Source organism: Janthinobacterium sp. J1-1 (genome assembly GCF_030944405.1).
In the GTDB taxonomy this organism is placed as follows: Bacteria; Pseudomonadota; Gammaproteobacteria; order Burkholderiales; family Burkholderiaceae_D; genus Janthinobacterium.
In genome coordinates this window covers 5,096,175-5,114,119 of sequence record NZ_CP132339.1, presented here as the reverse complement: position 1 = coordinate 5,114,119, position 17,945 = coordinate 5,096,175, and the positions used below count along the sequence as shown (strand labels likewise).

At 63.3% G+C, this 17,945-nt stretch carries 18 protein-coding genes; 12 read left to right on the top strand and 6 right to left on the bottom strand.

What is annotated here, in order from left to right; all coding sequences use genetic code 11:
• Positions 1–7 precede the first annotated feature (7 nt).
• The 6 genes from Q8L25_RS23385 to Q8L25_RS23360 all read right to left on the bottom strand — a co-directional run bounded on the left by Q8L25_RS23385 (position 8) and on the right by Q8L25_RS23360 (position 8,092).
• Positions 8–1,213: a type II secretion system F family protein gene (locus Q8L25_RS23385; protein WP_308921683.1), complete on the bottom strand. Its 1,206-nt coding sequence runs from the start codon at positions 1,211–1,213 to the stop codon at positions 8–10.
• Entirely contained in the window at positions 1,213–2,916 is a 1,704-nt protein-coding gene (locus Q8L25_RS23380; RefSeq protein ID WP_308921682.1) for an ATPase, T2SS/T4P/T4SS family, read from the bottom strand. Before Q8L25_RS23380 ends, Q8L25_RS23385 begins: the two co-directional genes overlap by 1 nt.
• A gap of 6 nt (positions 2,917–2,922) precedes the next feature.
• Positions 2,923–4,293, bottom strand: a complete 1,371-nt coding sequence (locus Q8L25_RS23375; RefSeq protein ID WP_308921681.1) for a tetratricopeptide repeat protein — start codon at positions 4,291–4,293, stop codon at positions 2,923–2,925.
• Entirely contained in the window at positions 4,290–6,239 is a 1,950-nt protein-coding gene (mshL, locus tag Q8L25_RS23370) for a pilus (MSHA type) biogenesis protein MshL (protein WP_308921680.1), read from the bottom strand. Before mshL ends, Q8L25_RS23375 begins: the two co-directional genes overlap by 4 nt.
• Before the next feature lie 198 nt (positions 6,240–6,437).
• Positions 6,438–7,367, bottom strand: coding sequence for an AAA family ATPase (locus Q8L25_RS23365; RefSeq protein WP_308921679.1), 930 nt, complete (start codon positions 7,365–7,367; stop codon positions 6,438–6,440).
• Entirely contained in the window at positions 7,364–8,092 is a 729-nt protein-coding gene (locus Q8L25_RS23360; protein ID WP_308921678.1) for an ABC transporter ATP-binding protein, read from the bottom strand. Before Q8L25_RS23360 ends, Q8L25_RS23365 begins: the two co-directional genes overlap by 4 nt.
• Positions 8,093–8,299: 207 nt before the next feature.
• On the opposite strand from Q8L25_RS23360, the gene Q8L25_RS23355 reads away from it, so the two are divergent.
• The 12 genes from Q8L25_RS23355 (at position 8,300) to Q8L25_RS23300 (ending at position 17,941) form a co-directional block, all read left to right on the top strand.
• Entirely contained in the window at positions 8,300–10,003 is a 1,704-nt protein-coding gene (locus tag Q8L25_RS23355) for a GspE/PulE family protein (RefSeq protein WP_308921677.1), read from the top strand.
• Between the two features lies 1 nt (position 10,004).
• Complete coding sequence (locus Q8L25_RS23350) at positions 10,005–11,237, top strand: type II secretion system F family protein (protein ID WP_308921676.1); 1,233 nt, start codon at positions 10,005–10,007, stop codon at positions 11,235–11,237.
• 8 nt (positions 11,238–11,245) lie between these two features.
• Positions 11,246–11,770, top strand: a complete 525-nt coding sequence (locus tag Q8L25_RS23345) for a type II secretion system protein (protein ID WP_308921675.1) — start codon at positions 11,246–11,248, stop codon at positions 11,768–11,770.
• Between the two features lie 75 nt (positions 11,771–11,845).
• Positions 11,846–12,298: a type II secretion system protein gene (locus tag Q8L25_RS23340; RefSeq protein ID WP_308921674.1), complete on the top strand. Its 453-nt coding sequence runs from the start codon at positions 11,846–11,848 to the stop codon at positions 12,296–12,298.
• A 222-nt stretch (positions 12,299–12,520) separates the two neighbouring features.
• Positions 12,521–13,024 carry a Tfp pilus assembly protein FimT/FimU gene (locus Q8L25_RS23335; protein ID WP_374694196.1) on the top strand — a complete coding sequence of 168 codons (504 nt, stop codon included), beginning with the start codon at positions 12,521–12,523 and terminating at the stop codon, positions 13,022–13,024.
• Entirely contained in the window at positions 13,014–13,604 is a 591-nt protein-coding gene (locus Q8L25_RS23330; protein ID WP_308921672.1) for a prepilin-type N-terminal cleavage/methylation domain-containing protein, read from the top strand. Before Q8L25_RS23335 ends, Q8L25_RS23330 begins: the two co-directional genes overlap by 11 nt.
• The gene (locus tag Q8L25_RS23325; RefSeq protein ID WP_308921671.1) at positions 13,601–14,500 is read left to right on the top strand and encodes a prepilin-type N-terminal cleavage/methylation domain-containing protein; all 900 of its coding nucleotides are present in this window, start codon (positions 13,601–13,603) and stop codon (positions 14,498–14,500) included. The genes Q8L25_RS23330 and Q8L25_RS23325 overlap by 4 nt, the downstream gene beginning before the upstream one ends.
• Entirely contained in the window at positions 14,497–14,934 is a 438-nt protein-coding gene (locus tag Q8L25_RS23320) for a PilX N-terminal domain-containing pilus assembly protein (protein WP_308921670.1), read from the top strand. The genes Q8L25_RS23325 and Q8L25_RS23320 overlap by 4 nt, the downstream gene beginning before the upstream one ends.
• 169 nt (positions 14,935–15,103) lie before the next feature.
• The gene (locus Q8L25_RS23315; protein ID WP_308921669.1) at positions 15,104–16,045 is read left to right on the top strand and encodes an agglutinin biogenesis protein MshI; all 942 of its coding nucleotides are present in this window, start codon (positions 15,104–15,106) and stop codon (positions 16,043–16,045) included.
• Positions 16,042–16,851, top strand: coding sequence for an MSHA biogenesis protein MshA (locus tag Q8L25_RS23310; RefSeq protein WP_308921668.1), 810 nt, complete (start codon positions 16,042–16,044; stop codon positions 16,849–16,851). The genes Q8L25_RS23315 and Q8L25_RS23310 overlap by 4 nt, the downstream gene beginning before the upstream one ends.
• On the top strand, positions 16,848–17,585 hold the full coding sequence (locus tag Q8L25_RS23305) for a hypothetical protein (RefSeq protein WP_308921667.1): 738 nt from the start codon (positions 16,848–16,850) through the stop codon (positions 17,583–17,585). Before Q8L25_RS23310 ends, Q8L25_RS23305 begins: the two co-directional genes overlap by 4 nt.
• A complete protein-coding gene (locus Q8L25_RS23300; RefSeq protein ID WP_308921666.1) occupies positions 17,582–17,941 on the top strand; it encodes an MSHA biogenesis protein MshK in 360 nt (119 codons plus the stop codon). The genes Q8L25_RS23305 and Q8L25_RS23300 overlap by 4 nt, the downstream gene beginning before the upstream one ends.
• The last annotated feature ends 4 nt before the right edge of the window (positions 17,942–17,945 follow it).

Below are 17,945 nucleotides of genomic sequence, written 5' to 3'. Positions count from 1 at the left end.
GGCGGCCTCAGGTTTTGATAGTGCTGATCGTGTCGTAAATCGGCCCCAGCACCGACAGCATGATCCAGCCCAGCAACAGGCCCAGGATCACCGTCATGGCCGGCTCTATCATGGCTTGCACTTTCTCGATCAATTCCTTTACTTCGCGATTATAGAAATAGCTGACGTTGCGCAAGGCCGTGTCGAGCGAGCCGGTCGCTTCGCCCACCTTCAGCATGCGGATCACCAGCGGCGGGAAGATGCCCGTGTGCTGGAAAGCGCTGGTCACGCCGTGGCCTTCGGCGATCAGCTGGGCGGCGCGGCGCAGGCCTGCCGCCACCACGCGGTTGCCGGCGATGCCTTCCGACAAGCGGATGCATTCGAGGATGGTGATGCCCGAGGCGTACATCAGCGCAAAAAAGGTGGCGAAACGGGCCAGAATGATCTTGTGCAGCACCGGGCCGACCAGCCACAGCCGTAATTTGAGGCCGTCGAACAGATAACGCGCCGTTTCGCTGCGCTTGAGCCAGGCGCGCAGGCCGAAAAAAACCAGCACGGGCAGGGCCAGCAGCACGGCCCAGTAATCGATAAAGATATTCGACACGACAATCAGCGCGCGCGTATGCAGCGGCAACTCGCCACCCATATTGCGGATAAACGCCGTCAGTTGCGGCACCAGGTAGATCATCAGGAAAAACGTCACGGCGGCCACCACGATGGCGACCACCACCGGATACATGACGATCTTGCGCGTCTGCGAAGCGAGTTCATCCTGCCACTTCAGGCTTTCCGACAGGTTCTTGAAGACCTCGGCGATCTTGCCGCTCTGCTCGCCAGCAAGGATCAGGCTGGTAAATGTGGCGTCAAAAATATCATCATGCTGGGCCAGCGCGCCGGACAGCGGCAAGCCGCCTTCGATGCTTTCGATCAAATCGGTCACCACTTCGCGCAAGCGCGGATGGTCTGTGCTTTCCCGCAAATCATTCAGGCCGTCGAGGATGGGCACGCCCGCGCCCGTCAGCTGCTCCATATGGAAACAGAAGTTGATCAGGTCGCGCCGCTGGATCACGCGCTTGCCAAACAGCACCAGATGCTGGCCCGTCAGCTTGCAGTCGATCAGGTCCAGTTGCATGCGGTGCAGGCGCGCCTCCAGGTCGGGCACATTGGCCGCTTCCATGCTGCCGGGAATGAGCTCGCCGGCGGCATCCATGGCGCGGTAGACATATTGCGCCATCAGGACAGCCTGTCCGTCAGGTCGACCACGCGCGCCACTTCTTCCAGGGTGGTGGTGCCGTCGCGCACGCGGCGCAGGCCATCGTCGACCAGCGAGTGAAAACCGCCCGCGCGCGCCGTGCTTTTCAGCTCGCGCAAGCTGGCGCGGCGCGACGTCAGTTCGTCCAGCTCGGGCGTCATTTTCAGCAATTCCATGATCGCCAGGCGGCCCTTGTAGCCCTGGTGCGCGCAGCGTTCGCATCCCACGGAGTGGCAGATGCTGGCCGGCGGGTCTTCCGGCTGCAGGCCCAGCAAGCGCCGCTCGACATCGTCGGCCACCACGGTTTCCTTGCAATGCGGACACAGTTTGCGTACCAGGCGCTGGGCGATGATGCCGATGATATTGCCGGCCATAATGTCGGGCAGGATGCCGATATCGAGCAGGCGCGGCAGCGAACCGATGGCTGAATTGGTGTGCAGGGTGGAATACACCTGGTGGCCCGTCATGGCGGCCGCAAACGCCATCTCGGCCGTTTCGCGGTCGCGGATCTCGCCCACCAGGATGATGTCGGGGTCCTGCCGCATCATCGAGCGGATGCCGTCGGCAAAGCCCAGTTTCACGGATTCGTTGACCGAAGTCTGCCGTATCATGTTCATCGGATACTCAACCGGGTCCTCCAGCGTCATGATGTTGACGCTTTCCGTATTGATATGGTTGATGATGGAATACAAGGTGGTGGTCTTGCCGCTACCGGTCGGGCCCGTCACCAGGATCACGCCGTCGGGGCGCGCGATCATCAGTTTCAGCAAGTTCAGCTCGCGCTCGGCCAGCCCCAGCGAGTCGAGCGGGACAATGCCTTTTTGCCGGTCCAGCACGCGCAGCACGAAGTTTTCGCCATGCGTGGTCGGTTGCGCCGAGGCGCGAAAGTCGATTTGCCGGCCTGAAAAGCGGATCGTGATGCGGCCGTCCTGCGGCGCGCGCGCCTCGGCGATATTCATGTTCGAGATCACCTTCAGGCGCACGGCCATGGCCGGCCAGTACGATTTGTGCAGGCTGCGGATCTGGCGCAGGATGCCGTCGATGCGGTAGCGGATGCGCAGGAACGACTGTTCCGGTTCGAAATGGATGTCCGAGGCGCCGTTCTGCACCGCGTCGGCCAGCAGGGCATCGATCAGGCGCACCATGGGCTGGCTGTATTCGTCCGACGGCGAGGCCATGCTCTGGTAATTGACTTCGCCCGTTTCGATCTCGTGCAGGATGCCGTCGATCGACAGTTCGAAACCATAGTACTGGTCGATGGCGCGCGAGATATCGGATTCATTGACCAGCACGGTGGAAATCGTGATGCCCTTGACCAGCATGGCGCTGATCTGGTCGAGCGCGACGATATTGCTGGTGTCGGCCATGGCCAGTATCAGGTTGTCCGTCTGCCGCTCATAGACGATGGGAAACACGCGATAACGCTTGGCCACTTCCTTCGGGATCAGCTTCAAGGCGATGGCATCGACCACCAGGCTGGCCAGGTCCGCGCTTTCCTGCTTCAGGTTTTCGCTGAGCGCCATGCGCACGGTCGCTTCCGTCACGAAACCGAGCGTGATCAGCAGTTTGCCCAGCGGCTCGCTGCTGCGTTTTTGCTCGATCAGCGCGATGCGCAGCTGGTCTTCGCTGATCACGCCTTTCTTGATCAGCAATTTGCCCAGCGGAAGTTTGGTTTGTTCTGGCATGCGGCTTTATTCCTGACGCGTAATCACGATGCCCGGCGTGGCCGAGCTGGCCGGCCCGCCCAGTTCACCCAGCCGTTGCTGCGCCGCGGCGCGATCGAAGGCCGACGGCGTGGTCTGCGCCAGGGTCAGGGCGCGCTGGTAATATGTCGCGGCCAGTTTCGGCTGGTTCAGCCGGTCCAGGCCGATCGCCAGGTTGTAGGCATAGTCGGCATTGCCGGGCACGGCGCTGTAGGCACGGAAGAATTGCTGCTGGGCTTCCGGCCAGCGGCGCTGCTGCGCGTACACATTGCCCAGCGCAAACAGCACCGGGCCGCTTTCGGGCGTGCGCGCGAGGATCGCTTTCAGGCGCGATTCGCTTTGCACCAGGTCGCCCTGGCGCAGGCCGATCAGGCCGGCCAGGGCCACGCCGTCGTCCGGATTCATTTCCAGCAAGCGCAAATACAGCGCGGCCGCCTGCGGCCCCTGGTTGCCCTGCTGCGCCACGGCCGCCAGGCCCAGCAGGGCGTCGCGGTTGACGGGGTCCTGCTGCAGCACGGCTTCATATTGCTGGCGGGCGGCGCCCAGCTGGCCGCTGGCCAGCGCCTGGTAGCCTTGCTGCACGCCGGGATTGATCTGCGGCGCCGTATCGTTGCGCAGCACCTGGATCTGCTGGTTGTTCGGCGCCATCACGGGTGGCAGCGCGGGCGGCGGCATCTGCGCCAGCTGGGCCGCCACCGCCTGCTGCACGGCCGACTGTATCATCGCCTGCTGTTCGGCCGCGCTGGCACCCTGGCGGGCATCATTTTGCGTCTGCGCAGGCGCGTCGTTGAACGCCTCCGACGCCGGTGCGTTGTTGGCCGGCGGCACGATCACCATCGGCCCGGCATTGCCGGCCGTGCCAGGCGCGTCGGTCAGCGGCATCGGCACGCCGGGCAGGTTGGCGCCCGCGCCGGGGCTGCTGCTGGCGCGCCAGTACCAGTAGGCCATGGCGCACACCACCAGCAGCAAGATGCCCAGCAGCACGCCCAGGCGCACGGTGGCCGGGTCGACACTGACGGGCGCGCGCGGCGGCGTGCGCTTGCGGCTGGCGCCGGAAGGTGGCGGCGCCTGAGCCGGGGCAGGGCGGGGCTTGGGCTGCGGCGCTTCGGCCTGCGGCGGGGGCGGCGTGGCTGGCGGCTCCGGCGCGGCCGCCGGCGCGCCATGCAACGGTTCCAGGCTCAGCCCTGACGTAAATTCCGGCACCGGCGGCAGCGGCGCGGATGGCGCCAGCGGTGCGTCGGCCGGCGCCAGTTCCAGTACCTGGTCGTAGGCCTCGGACGGTTTGTCCAGTTCCTCTTCGTGCAGACTGTTCTGTTTTGCGCGCTCGGCCTTCTTGAGCGCCTGCATCAGCAAACTCATGGGGTTTCTCCTTGCCCGCGTGCCACCGGCGTTTCCGTATAGGGTTGGCTGTTCAGCGGCGCCTGGCCGGGCAGCAGGTAGCGGTAGTCGCGGAAATCGCCCTCGATGCTGGCGTCCTTGACCACCACCGGGCGCATGAAGATCACCAGTTCCGTCTTGGTGCTCGCTTCATTGCGGTAGGTGAACAGATTGCCGACCACGGGCAGGCTGGACAGGCCCGGCACGCCATCTTTCGTGTTGTCGATGGAATCCTGCATCAGGCCACCCATCACGGCGATCTGGCCGCTGTCGACCTTCATGATCGATTCCAGTTCGCGCGCCTGGATCACCGGTACCCGGCTTTGCACATTGGCCAGGGCCGGATTCGGGTCCTGCACATAGCCGACGATGCGCGTGATGGTGGGGCGTACATTGAGAGTGACGACGTCGCTGTCGGAAATTTGCGGCGTCACGCTCATCACGAAGCCGACCGGCACCGTTTCCAGCTTCGATTCATAGGTGGCCGGCGTGATGATGGTGCCGGTCGAGCTGGTCACGGCGGGCGTCACCTTGATGGTAAAGAAGACGTTGTTGTCGACCACTTTCAGCATCGCCGTCTGGTTGTTCAGCACGCTGATCTTGGGGCTGGACAGCACTTTCACCTTGCCGAACGATTCGAGCAGCTGGATGGTGGTGGTAAAACTGTCCTTCATGTAATTGAGCAGGAAGATGCCGGGCGAGGCATTCGGGGCGGCGGCGGACGGCAGGGCCAGCGTGCCGACCTGGCCCTGGTTCAGGCGCAGGCTGCCCGTCAGGCGCGACCAGTTGATGCCCTGCTGGTATTCGCGGTTCAGGCGCACTTCCATGATGGTGGCCTCGATCAGCACTTGCCGCTTGGCGCTGCTGGTGACCAGGTCGAGGAATTCGCGGATCTTTTCATGCTGGCGCCCGGTGGCGCGCACCGCGATCAGGCCACCTTCGGTATTGACCACCACCGACGACGCGCCACCCTTGTTGGCCAGTTTTAATAGCGGCAAGCCATTCGCATCGAGCGCCGCCGCGTTATTGTTATTGGCCGTGTTGTTCGCATTGGGCGCCTGGTTCTGTGGCACTTGCGGCATCTGCGTGCCGTACTGGCCCGCAGATGCCGGGTTCTGGCCGGCATAGGGCTGCGCCGCGGGATTGCCGCCCTGGTTCGGGTTGCCCTGCTGACCCTGGGCCTGTGCTTGCCCTTGTCCCTGCAGCGCCGTCAGCTGCTGGTTCAGCTGCGCCAGCGGGTCGGCCAGCGGATCGTTGAGCGTGGTCTCGCGCAGCAGGTCGCGGATATTCTTTTCCAGGCTGTACCAGAAATTGTTTTCCGAGCGATTCACCACCAGGGTGGTGGAATTGTTGTTGCCATTGCCGCTGCTGCCCTGGTTGCCGCTGGTGGACGTGGCGCCGCTGTTGCCGGCACCGCCGCCGGCGGTGGAAATCTGCGTGGCGATATTGACGCTGCTGTTGGTGCTGCGCGCCATGTTCACATAATCGACCTTGTAATTGCGCCAGACGGGCGCGTCCGGCATCACCAGCAAATTTTTGCCGTCGATCTCGTAGCGCATGTCGACCTGGTTGGCGATGCGCGACAGCAATTGAGGCAGGGTCTGGTTCAGGGCGTTGAGCGTGACGTTGCCCGCAATATCCGGGTGGATATCGACATTCATGCCGGCGTCGCGCGCCAGCGCGAACAGCAAGGATTGCACCGGCACCTTGTGCACCGTGACGCTGTAGGTCTCGACTTTCGGCGCGGCCGATGGCGCGGGCAGGGCGGCGCTTTGCCGTACCGGTTCGGGTATCGCCCCGGTCACGCGCGGCGCCTCATCGACATGCGAGGCCGACAGCGGCAGTTGCGGCGCGGCACAACCGGCAAGCAGGGTAGAGCAGACAGCGGTGACGCAGGAAGCGAGCACAAGAAGAGAGGGTTTGTTCATGCAGCGGTCGCCCGTGAAGTCATGTTGTGCTTTTGCAATTTTACCCATCATGATCCCCTAAAATCCGGCCTGCCGCCAGCCGTAGCCGGCGAGTTGGAAAAATAAAGTGCATTGCCGCCACGCCAAGTGGGTTGCCAAATAAATCATTAAATTTCTACGTGGATATAATTAATTCTTTAAGGTAATTTTTCAGGCGATTTATGCCGCTTGCCACAGCAGTAGCGCCGCCAGCGCCAGCATCGCCAGCAGCAGCAGCGCCGCCGCCAGCACACGGCCCTGGTACCAGGGCTTGCCGTCGTGAAATGGCGCATCGGCCAGCGCCAGGCGCAGATGGCGCGTGGCGACGTGCTGTGCGTCGTCGGCATAGGCGGCCAGCAAGGCCTTGTCTGCCAGGATATTGACACGGCGCACGGTGCCCTGCGAGGCGCGCGCCAGGAGGCGCAGGGCGCCGCGCTCGAAGCGCAGCGGCGAGGCGCGCCCGGCGGCGGCCAGGCGGCAGGCCAGGTAGTCGGGCAGCAAGGCCATCGGCAGGCGCGGCATGGTGAAGCTGTGCGTGATGCGCTCCTTTAATTGCCGCAGCTGCGGCAAGTCCAGCGTGCGGTCCAGCTCGGGCTGGCCGAACAGCACGATCTGCAGCAGCTTGTGGCTGGCCGTTTCCAGGTTGGTCAACAGGCGCACCGCTTCGAGAGTATCGACCGGCATGCCTTGCGCTTCCTCGGCCAGCAGCACCACCGAGCGGCCTGCCGCATGGCGGGCGATCAGTTCGCCATGCAGGGCGCGCAGCACGGCATCGGGCCGGCAACCATCCATGTCCAGGCCCAGTTCGCTGCCGATGGCGCGCAATACCTCGTCCGGCTCCAGGCGCGGGTTCAGCAAATACAGCACGTCGACCTGCGGCGGCAGGCGTTCGGCCAGCATGCGGCACAGCATGGTCTTGCCGCTGCCCACTTCGCCGGACAGCTTGATGATGCCTTCGCCCTGCAGCACGGCGTACAGCAGCGCGGCCAGCAGCTCGCCGCGCGTGTTGCCCGGGTAAAAGAACAGCGGATCGGGCGTGATGCCGAACGGCGCCGCGCGCAAGCCGAAATGCTCAAGGTACATGCCGCGCGGCGTCACTTGGCTGTTCATGCGGCGATGCAATTGAGAAAAGCCTGCTCCAGGCTCGCCTGCGGGCCGCCGCCGTGGCGCTGGCGGCATTCCGCCGGCGTGCCGACAAACACCATGCGTCCCGCATGCAGGATGGCCATGCGGTCGCACAACTCGTCGATGTCGGCCAGCGCATGCGAGGTGAGAAACACGCCGCGTCCCTGCGCGCGCAATTCACGCAGCGCCTGCTTGAACAAGGCGCGCGCCTTCGGGTCCAGCCCGCTCATCGGTTCGTCGAGCACCAGTTGCCGCTTGCCCGACAGCAAACATGCAAGCAGCCCCAGCTTTTGCATCATGCCCTTGGAATAGCTGCGCGCCTGGCGCTGCAAGGCTTCCGGCGCCAGTTCCAGCGCGTCGGCCGCCCGCCTGGCGGCGGCCTCGTCCCACGGTACTTGCTGCAAGCCCAGCAGGTACCGCAGGAAATCGCGCCCGCTCAGGTAATACGGCGCCTGGAAGCGCTCGGGCAGGAACGACAGCGGCGCGCGCGCCGCGCTGTGCCGGTGGCCCTGGCCGAAGATGCTGATCTCGCCCGCGTCGGGCGTGCAGAAATCGAACAGGCAATGCAGCAGGGTGGTCTTGCCGGCGCCGTTCACGCCGGCCAGGCCGAACAGTTCACCGGGCCTGAGCGACAGGTCGACGCCGCGCAGCACAGGGTTGCCTTTCAACTGTTTATGCACGTTGTGGTAGCGGATGGCGCAGTCGCTCATGAAGGCAGGAATGTCAGTAAAAATCAGTGATCGACCACTATTATTGCCATGGGGGCGTATGCACGGCAAGTGTTTACTTGCAGGGGCGCCGTAAATCGGGATATCAAGCCGGGCAATATATTTTCTTTAAGAAACAACATGTTCTGGAATAAAATGCGCATGCACGCCGTCACGCGCGTGCGCTGTCGAACCTGTTGAGGAGCAAGCATGGCAAGGCCAGAGAAAGTCCGGCTCGGTGAAATTTTGGTGCAGCAGAAGTTGCTGACGGAAGAACAGTTGGGCATGGCCTTGACGGAGCAGAAACGTTCGGGCCGCAAGCTGGGCCGGGTGTTCATCGAGCATGGCTATGTCACGGAAGAACAGATCTCGGGCGCCCTGGCGCGCCAGCTCGATATTCCCTATATCAATCTGAAGTTTTTCAACATCAATGCGGAACTGGTGCGCTTGCTGCCGGAAACCCAGGCCCGCCGCTTCCGCGCGCTGGTGCTGGAAGACCGCCGCGAAGGCTTGCTGGTCGGCATGTCCGACCCGACCGACCTGTTCGCCTACGACGAGATCGCGCGCCTGGTCAAGCGCAATATCGAATTGGCGGTGGTCAACGAAACCGAAGTGCTGGCGGCGATCGACCGCATCTATCGCCGTACCGAAGATATTTCCACCCTGACGCGCGAGCTGGAGCAGGACCTGGGCGACGTCTCGGTCGACTTCGGCGCGCTGGCCGCCAATCCGGGCCTGGAAGAAGCGCCGATCGTCAAGCTGCTGCAATCGGTGTTCGACGATGCGACCCAGGTGCGCGCCTCGGACATCCATATCGAACCGCAGGAAAGCCGGCTGCAGATCCGTTTCCGCATCGACGGCGTGCTGCATCTGCAGACGGAAGCGGACATCAAGATCGCGCCCTCGCTGGCGCTGCGCCTCAAATTGATGTCGGACCTCGATATTTCCGAAAAGCGCCTGCCGCAGGACGGCCGTTTCGCCATCCGCGTAAAAAACCAGCGCATCGACGTGCGTATTTCCACCATGCCGACGCAATATGGCGAATCGGTGGTGATGCGGCTGCTGAACCAGGGCGGCACCTCGCTGCGCCTGGACGCGATCGGCATGCCGCCGGCGCTGGTCAAGAAATTCCGCGCCATCGTGCAGCGCCCGAACGGCCTGGTGCTGGTAACGGGGCCGACCGGTAGCGGCAAGACCACCACCCTGTATTGCGCGCTGGCCGAGCTCAATTCGGTGGAAAAAAAGCTGATCACGGTGGAAGACCCCGTCGAATACCGGCTGGCCGGCATCAACCAGGTGCAGGTCAACGACAAGATCGAGCTGAACTTTGCGCGCGTGCTGCGTTCTGCCCTGCGGCAAGACCCGGACATCGTGCTGGTGGGCGAGATGCGCGACCAGGAAACGGCGCAGATCGGCCTGCGCGCCGCGATGACCGGTCACCTGGTGTTGTCCACACTCCACACCAACGACGCGGCCAGCACCCCGCTGCGCCTGATGGACATGGGCGTGCCGCGCTATATGGTGGGCAGCTCGCTGCAGGCCGTGCTGGCGCAGCGCCTGGTGCGCGTGATCTGCGAAAGCTGCACCACGCCCTATGTGCCGACGCCAACCGAGGCTGAATGGCTGCGCATGGAGCTCGGCGAGCTGGTCGACCGCACCCAGTATCACCACGGCAAGGGCTGTTCGCACTGCAACGGCATGGGGTACCGCGGCCGTACCGGCGTGTATGAACTGCTGGAAATGACGCGCGAAGTGGTCGACGCCGCCAACCATGCCGACCCTTCGCACTTCCTGAAAGCGGCCAACGCCGAGATGGCCGGCGAAACCCTGCGCCGCCACGCGGTGCAACTGGTGGTGCAGGGACGCACGACGATTTCCGAAGCGATGCGCATCAGCAACCAGAACGAGGAGTAACGTGCCGTTTTTCGCCTACAAAGCCCGTAACGCCAGCGGCGAACTGCTGCAGGGCGTGATGGAGGGCGCCGACAGCGGCGCGGTGGCCAACCAGCTGTTCGCCACCGGCGCCACGCCGGTCGATATCGTGCAGACCAAAAAGGCGGTGACGGCCAGCAGCGATATCAGCCTGTGGCAGCGCTTTTCCGAGAAAAAAGTCACCTCGATGGACGTGCAACTGTTCAGCCGCCAGATGTACACCCTGCTGAAAGCCGGCGTGCCCATCATGCGCGGCCTGGCCGGTCTGCAGGAGTCGGCCGTCAGTCCCGCATTTGGCCGCGTCATCAAGGACGTGCGCGAGTCGCTCGACGCCGGGCGCGAACTGTCGGCCGCCATGGCGCGCCACCCGGCCGTCTTTACGCCGTTTTACCTGTCGATGGTGCGCGTGGGCGAAATGACGGGCCGCCTCGATGACGTCTTCCTGCGCCTGTTCGACCACCTGGAGTTCGACCGCGACATGCGCGCCCGCGTCAAGTCGGCCACGCGCTACCCGACCTTTGTGATTGTCGCCATGATACTGGCGATGGCGGTCGTCAATATCTTCGTGATTCCCCAGTTTCAACAGGTGTTTGCCAGCTTCAAGGCCGAGCTGCCGCCGATGACGCGCATCCTGATCGGCACCTCGTCGCTTACCGTCAATTACTGGCCAGCCATGCTGGCCGTGATGGTGGCCGGGGTGGCCGGCTTCAAGGCATGGCTGCGCACGGTGCCTGGCCGCTATAACTGGGATCGCTTGAAACTGCGTTTTCCTCTCGCCGGAAAGATTTTGCTCAAGGGCACCATGGCCCGCTTCGCGCGCAGCTTTGCCCTGTCCAGCTCCAGCGGCGTGCCCATCGTGCAGGCGCTGACGGTGGTGTCGCAGACGGTGGACAACGCCTACCTGTGCGCGCGCGTGGAGCAGATGCGCGATGGCGTCGAACGGGGCGAAAGCATTTTGCGTACCTCGGTGGCGGCCGGCGTCTTCACGCCGGTGGTGCTGCAGATGATCGCCATCGGCGAGGAGTCGGGGTCGCTCGATGAGCTGATGGATGAAATCGCCGCCATGTACGAGCGCGAAGTGGATTATGAGTTGAAAACCTTGTCGGCGCAGATCGAACCCATCCTGATCACATTTTTGGGCGCCATGGTGCTGGTGCTGGCGCTGGGCATCTTCCTGCCGATCTGGGATCTGGGTCGCGTGGCCATGAACAAATGACGGGGTGTATGCCGATCTCGGAAAAGGTGGTACGTGGCCGCCGGGCAGGGCGGGGTTTTACGCTGTTCGAACTGGCGGTGGTGGTGTCGGTGATAGGCATCCTCATCGTGGTACTGCTGAGCCGAATGGCTTTTTACCGCGACGAGGCCGAGCGGCTGGCCTATGAGCAAACGCTGACGGCCCTGCGCACGGAAGTGCAGTTGCAGACGTATGCCTTGATGATCGCCGGCCGGCAGAAGGAGATTCCCGCGCTGGCCGGCCAGAATCCCATGAACTGGCTGGCGCAGAAGCCGCCCAATTATCTGGGAGAAATTTATTCCCCCGATGTAAAAAAACTTGTCTCAGGCAATTGGTTTTTTGACAGGAGTGATGGAAAATTGGTATATTTGTTAAATAAGAGCAATACTTTTGATGCTCAGGGTTTCGACTTGCTGCAATTCAAGGTAAGCTTGTCGCAGGGAGCGGAAATCACGCATGCCCGGGACACCGCAAGGGTCGAATTGGTGCCGCTGGTCAGCAGGAACGTGCCGTAAAGTGGTAATTAGTACTTAAATGCAAGCAGCTTTCTGTTTGTGGGTGAAACATTTACATTGATTTTGGAGATCCGCATGAATAAGTCGTTACGCAGTTTCAAACAAGGTGCCCAAGCGGGTTTTACGTTGATCGAACTGATCGTTGTGATTGTGATCCTGGGCATTCTGGCCGCTACCGCCATTCCCAAGTTTATCGACATGGGCAAGCAAGCGCGTGTCGCCAGCCTGAATGCGGCAGAAGGCGCATTGCGTAGTGGCGCTTCGCTGGCCCACGCGCAGTGGCTGGCGTTGGGCAGCAACGTCTCGCCGATCAAGATGGAAGGCGAAGACGTTGATATCACGGCAGGTTACCCGACTGTCGACACGATCGGTAAGGCAGTGAACATGTCCGGCTACACAAACACGACGCCTGGCTTGTATCTGGTGGACGGCCGTACTAATTGCAGCATCACATATACGGCAGCGTCGAATGCCACAGGAGCGACGACTGGCATGCCAGGCTTTGCGAAAAATGAGAGTGGCTGTTAATGGCGCCTTGCGCGCGTCCTGAGAATGGATGCGCGCCGCCTGCGTGATGCGGGTGCGGTGCAGATGGAGCCCAACACGCTATGTGTCTGTTGGGCTTTTTTATGGGCGCCGCCGGCTTGGCCCGGCGGCCGCCGCTGAATCGTTACGGGTTGCATGATGGCGTATCCTACGGCCTTGCGAGATCGGATTGTAATTACGCATGCTCATGCGCGCGGCTTCACCTTGATCGAGCTGGTGGCCGTGATCGTGCTCGTCGGCATACTGGCCGCCTTTGCCGCGCCGCGTTTCGTGCAGAATGAATCCTTCGACGCGCGCACCTTTACCGATCAAAACCTGAACATGCTGCGCTATGCGCAAAAGCTGGCGATCGCACAGGGCCGGCCCGTGTTTGCCGTGCTCGGCGCCAACCGCATCGCCCTGTGTTTCAACGCCGCCTGCGATGAGGCCAACCTCGTGCTGGCGCCGGCCGGCGCCAATTCGCGCAGCAGCGCGACTGTGGCGCAATGCGGCACGGCAGCCACCTGGTTTTGCGAAGGCCGGCCGAATAACGTCAGCTACACCATGCAGCCGGTCAATCCGGTGATGTATTTCAATGCCCTCGGACGGCCCTTCCTGAGCGGAAATGTCGATCCGGTGTCGACGTTCGCGGGCCTGACCATCGCGATTGCCGGTGGCGGCAATACGCGCACCGTGGTGGTCGAAGCGGAGACCGGCTATGTCCACTAGCTGCAAGCGAGCGTTGGCCGGTGCGCAAAGCGGCTTCACGTTGATCGAGCTGACGGTGTTTATCGTGATTGTCAGCGTGGCCGTGCTGGGCGTGCTGCGGGTGATCAGTTTTACCACCGCCAACAGCGCCGATCCGCAGCTGCGCAAGCAGGCGCTGGTGTTGGCCGAATCCATGCTGGAAGAAGTGCAACTGGCGCGCTACACTTTTTGCAACCCGATTCAAGACCCGGCGGTGGAGACGGCCGCCAGTGTGGCTGATTGCACCGTGCCGCAGAATGTTGGCGCTGCGTCATCGACGATAGGTCGTCCTTATTACAATGTGACTGACTATGTACGCGCGTTCAATACGCCGCTGGAGTATGACCGGGATGCCTCGAATATCAAATTTCCGACCCAATATAAGGTGACTGTGGCCGTGGCGCCCGAAGCGGCGCTGGGCCCCGCCGGCGCCCAAATCTCGCCGGCCGACGCCACGCCGGCCAACATGAATGCGCTGCGCATCACGGTGGTCGTCAAGTATGGCAACCAGTCTATTACCCTGGTCGGCTACCGCACGCGCTATGCGCCCAACCTGATATGAGCCGCCTGCATTTGCGCCGCGCACGCGGCTTTACCCTGGTCGAACTGGTGGTGGTGATCGTCATCCTCGGCATCGTGTCCAGCATGGTGGCGGTGTTTGTCACCGTGCCGGTGCGCAGCTATATCGATACGGCCGCGCGTGTCGAGCTGGCCGATATCGCCGATACGGCCACGCGCCGCATCGCGCGCGACGTACGCCTGGCGCTGCCCAACAGCGTGCGCGTCGATCCCAGCGGCCGTTACCTGGAGCTGCTGCTGACCAAGACCGGCGGGCGCTACCTGTCCGTCAACGACAACACGGCCGGCAATGTGCTCGCCTTCGATACCGATCCCTTGCCGCCACCCCCCGCCAATGTCTTCACCATCGTCGGCGCCGCGCCCACCGGTGCGCAAGCCATCGTGCCCGGTGACTTTATCGTGGTCAACAATCTCGGTGGCGGCACCTCGCCGGTCGATGCCTATTATTGCAATACCAAATGCAACCGGGGCACGGTGACTGCCGTCAACGGCAACAATATCACCCTGGCGGACAATCCTTTCCTGGTCAGCGATGCCAGCACGCTGTCGATACCGTCGCCAGGCAACCGCTTCCAGGTGGTGACCACGCCCGTCACCTATTTTTGCGCACCCGATGGCAACGGCGGCGGCACCTTGCGGCGCTTTTCGGGCTATGCGATCCAGCCAGCACAACCGGTCAATGCGGGCGCCGAGCCCCTCGCCAATGCCCCCGTCGGCGCCTTGCTGGCGGGCCAGGTAAGCGACTGCCGATTTATTTTCACCGAACTGGCCAACGTCCAGCGCGGCCTGGTGTCCATCAATCTGGTGCTGGGCAAGGCCGGCAGCGGCGGCGGCCTGATCACCTTGCAGCAGCAAGCACAGGTCAACAACACGCCATGAAGACCAGATTTCATCCCCACCGCCAGCGCATCTGCCGGCCCGCCCGCGGTTTCGGCATCGTCACCGCCGTGTTCCTGCTGGTGGTGCTGACCGGGCTGGGCGCCGCGCTGGTCAACCTGACCACGGTGCAGCAGACCACGTCCTCGCTCGATATCCAGGGTGCGCGCGCCTACCAGGCGGCGCGCGCCGGCATCGAATGGGGCTTGTACCGCCAGCTGCGCAACAATAGTTGCGCGGCGCCCAGCAGCTTCGTGGTGCCGGCCAATGGCTTCACGGTGACGGTGCAATGCATCCTGACCGTCGGGCCCGGCGCCTTGAAGCGCTATCAGGTGGTGGCCGTCGCGTGCAACCAGCCGGTCAATGGCGCATGCACGGCGGCGGCGACCAGCAACAGCACGGATTATGTGCGGCGCAGGTTGCAGGCGGAGTTCTAGCGCAGGGCGCATGTTGCGCAAGCGCTTGATTTTGCTTGGTGTTTTTGGAATATTTATTGTCAATTGTTAATTTTTTAGACTGCAACGCGGTGCGATGAATTAAAATTGATTCAATGCATTATTCTGGTGGCAACATCGCCGCCGGTACTTTTCATCGTGGATTGGTCGCATGGGTTTATTCGCAAGAGCAAAAAAACGGGAAGGATTGCTGGCCACGGCATGGACGAACGAGGGAGTGTGCGCCGCGCTCGTCCAGCCGCGCACCGGCGACAAGCCGCAAGTGAAGGCCGTCATGTGGCATGCCGGCGCAAAAGCGGCGGCACCGGCCATGGAAAAGCTGGGCAAGGAAATGCAGGCGTCGTCTTACCGCTGCGCCACCTTGCTGGGCGCGGCCGACTACCAGTTGCTGTCGCTGGAGGCGCCCAATGTGCCGCCCGAGGAATTGAAGACGGCGGTGGGCTGGCGCCTGAAGGACATGCTGGACTTTCCGCTGGCCGATGCCACCATCGACGTGTTCGATATCCGGCCCGACCAGAATGCGCCGGTGCGCGGCCAGTCGGTGTTTGCCGTGGCGGCGAGAAACAGCGCCGTGGCCCAGCGCCAGGGCATCTATGCGGCCGCCAAGATCAGCCTGGCGGTGATCGATATTCCTGAAATGGCCCAGCGTAATATTGCCGCCCTGCTGGAAACGCCGGGGCGCGGCCTGGCCATGCTGTCGTTCGACGGCGATGGCGGCCTGCTGACGGTCAATTTCAATGCGGAGCTGTATCTGTCGCGCCGCATCGACGTCAAGCTGGCCCAGCTGGCCGAAGGCAGCGACGATCAGAAACACCAGTATTACGACAAGATCACGCTTGAACTGCAGCGCTCGTTCGACCATTTCGACCGTCAGTTTCACTTCATTAATGTGATCAAGCTGGTGCTGGCGCCCACCGGTACGGACGGCCTGCACGGCTACCTGGCCGACAATCTGTACATGCCGGTCGAGGTGCTGGACCTGGTCACCGTGTTCGACTTCGCCGACCTGCCGCCATTGCAGGATGCGGCCGGCCAGGCGCGCTTTTTCCTGACCCTGGGCGCCGCGTTGCGCCAGGAAGCGGCCGCGCCATGAGCCAGCAGATCAATCTGTTCAATCCCGCTTTCGAGAAACGCAAGCAGGTGCTGGCGGCCGCCACCATGGCCCAGGGCCTGCTGCTGATCGCGCTGACAGGCGCCGGCCTGTACTGGTATGGCGCGCGCCAGGTGCGCTTGCTGGAAGACGCGGCGGCGCAATCGACCGAACTGCTGGCTTCGCGCGAGGCGCGCCGTACCACGGTGCTGGCCGAGTATCCGGTGCGCGTCAAGGACCCGGCCGTGGGCCAGGCGCTGGCGCAGGGCGAGGCCGACCGGTCCGCCTTGCTGGAAGCGCAAAAAATTCTCTCCGGCGGCAGCCTGGGCAATACGCAAGGTTATTCCCCCTATTTTCGCGCCTTTGCCCGGGCCCGTGTCGACGGCTTGTGGCTGACCGGCGCCAGTATCGCTGGCGCGGGCGGTCATATCGGCTTGCAGGGCAGGGCCTTGCAGCCGGCGCTGGTGCCGGCGTATATCAATGCGCTGGGCAAGGATCCTGTCTTGCGCGGCAAATCGTTTGCGCGGCTCGATATCGCCGCCGGCGTGCCGAAAACACCGGACCCGGCCGTTGCCCAGCCTGCACCTGTTTCTGCTCCTGCCGCACCGTCGGCGCCGCTGTCGGCGCTGCCGGCGCTGGCCGGTTTGCCGCCGGAGCTGTTGCAGGCGCTGGGTTCGTCCGGCAACCAGGCCACTGCCACGCCAGCGGCCCCGGTGGCGCCGGCCGCGCGGCGGCTGCCCTTGTCGTATGTGGAATTTGACTTGCAATCGATGGCCACGCCAGCCGAAGCGGGAGCGCCGACACCATGAAAGACGAAAGCTTGAAACAGGGCTGGCACAAGCTGGCCGCCAAGATCGATGCCTTGACCTTGCGCGAGCGCGTGATGGCGTTTGGCGCCTGCGCCGCGCTGCTGGTTTTTCTGCTGTTTTCCTTGCTGCTCAATCCGCTGTTTGCCAAACAGAAGATGCTCAACGACTCCATCGCGCAGCAGCAACAGACGATGATCACCATCGACGCCGAGATCGTGCTGAAAATGCGCGGCAATGGCGTCGACCCGGATGCCCAGGACCGCCAGGCGCTCGATCGCCTGCGCCAGGAAATGGCGGGCCTGAGCACGACCTTGCGCACCGCCCAGAGTGGGCTGGTGTCGCCGGACCGTATCGTATTCCTGCTCGAACGCCTGCTGCGCCAGCACGCCAGGCTGCGCGTGGAGTCGCTCAAGACCTTGCCGTCCGCACCGATGGGCGGCGCCGCCCCCGCTGCTGCGCCTGCCCTGGCGGCAGTACCGCCGGCAGCCGCGCCGGCCGTGGCCGTGCCGCCGGCGCCCGCCATCAAGACCTCGCCGCTGCTGTACCGCCATGGCGTGGAAGTGGTGCTGCGCGGCAGCTATATCGATATGGTCAACTACATGGAAGCGCTCGAAGCGATGCCGACGCGTGTTTTTTGGGGCGACGCCAGCCTGGTAGTGGAACAGTATCCCAACGCCAGCCTGCGCCTGACCCTGTTTACCCTGAGCCTGGACGACAAATGGATTTCATTATGAAGGCGGGTGTCCTGGCGCTGCTGGTGGCCCTGCTGTCGGCGCCGGCGAGTGCGCAAGGACTGGTCGATCCGACCCGGCCGCCCGATGCGCCGCTGCCCGGCAATGATGCCGGCGTCATTGCCGAGCGCGCCGTGCCGCAACTGCAATCGGTGCTGGTGGCCAGCAGCGGGCGCCGGGTGGCGGTGATCGACGGGCGCACGGTGCGCGTGGGCGACAAGATAGGCGGGGCCAGCGTGGACGGCATCGGCGAGACGACGGTCACGCTGCGCCGTGGCAAGACATTGGAAACCATCAGGCTGTATCCGAAAGCCGCAGAGCGAAACAATGCAGGGAAGAAGCAAGCATATGCACATTAATCAA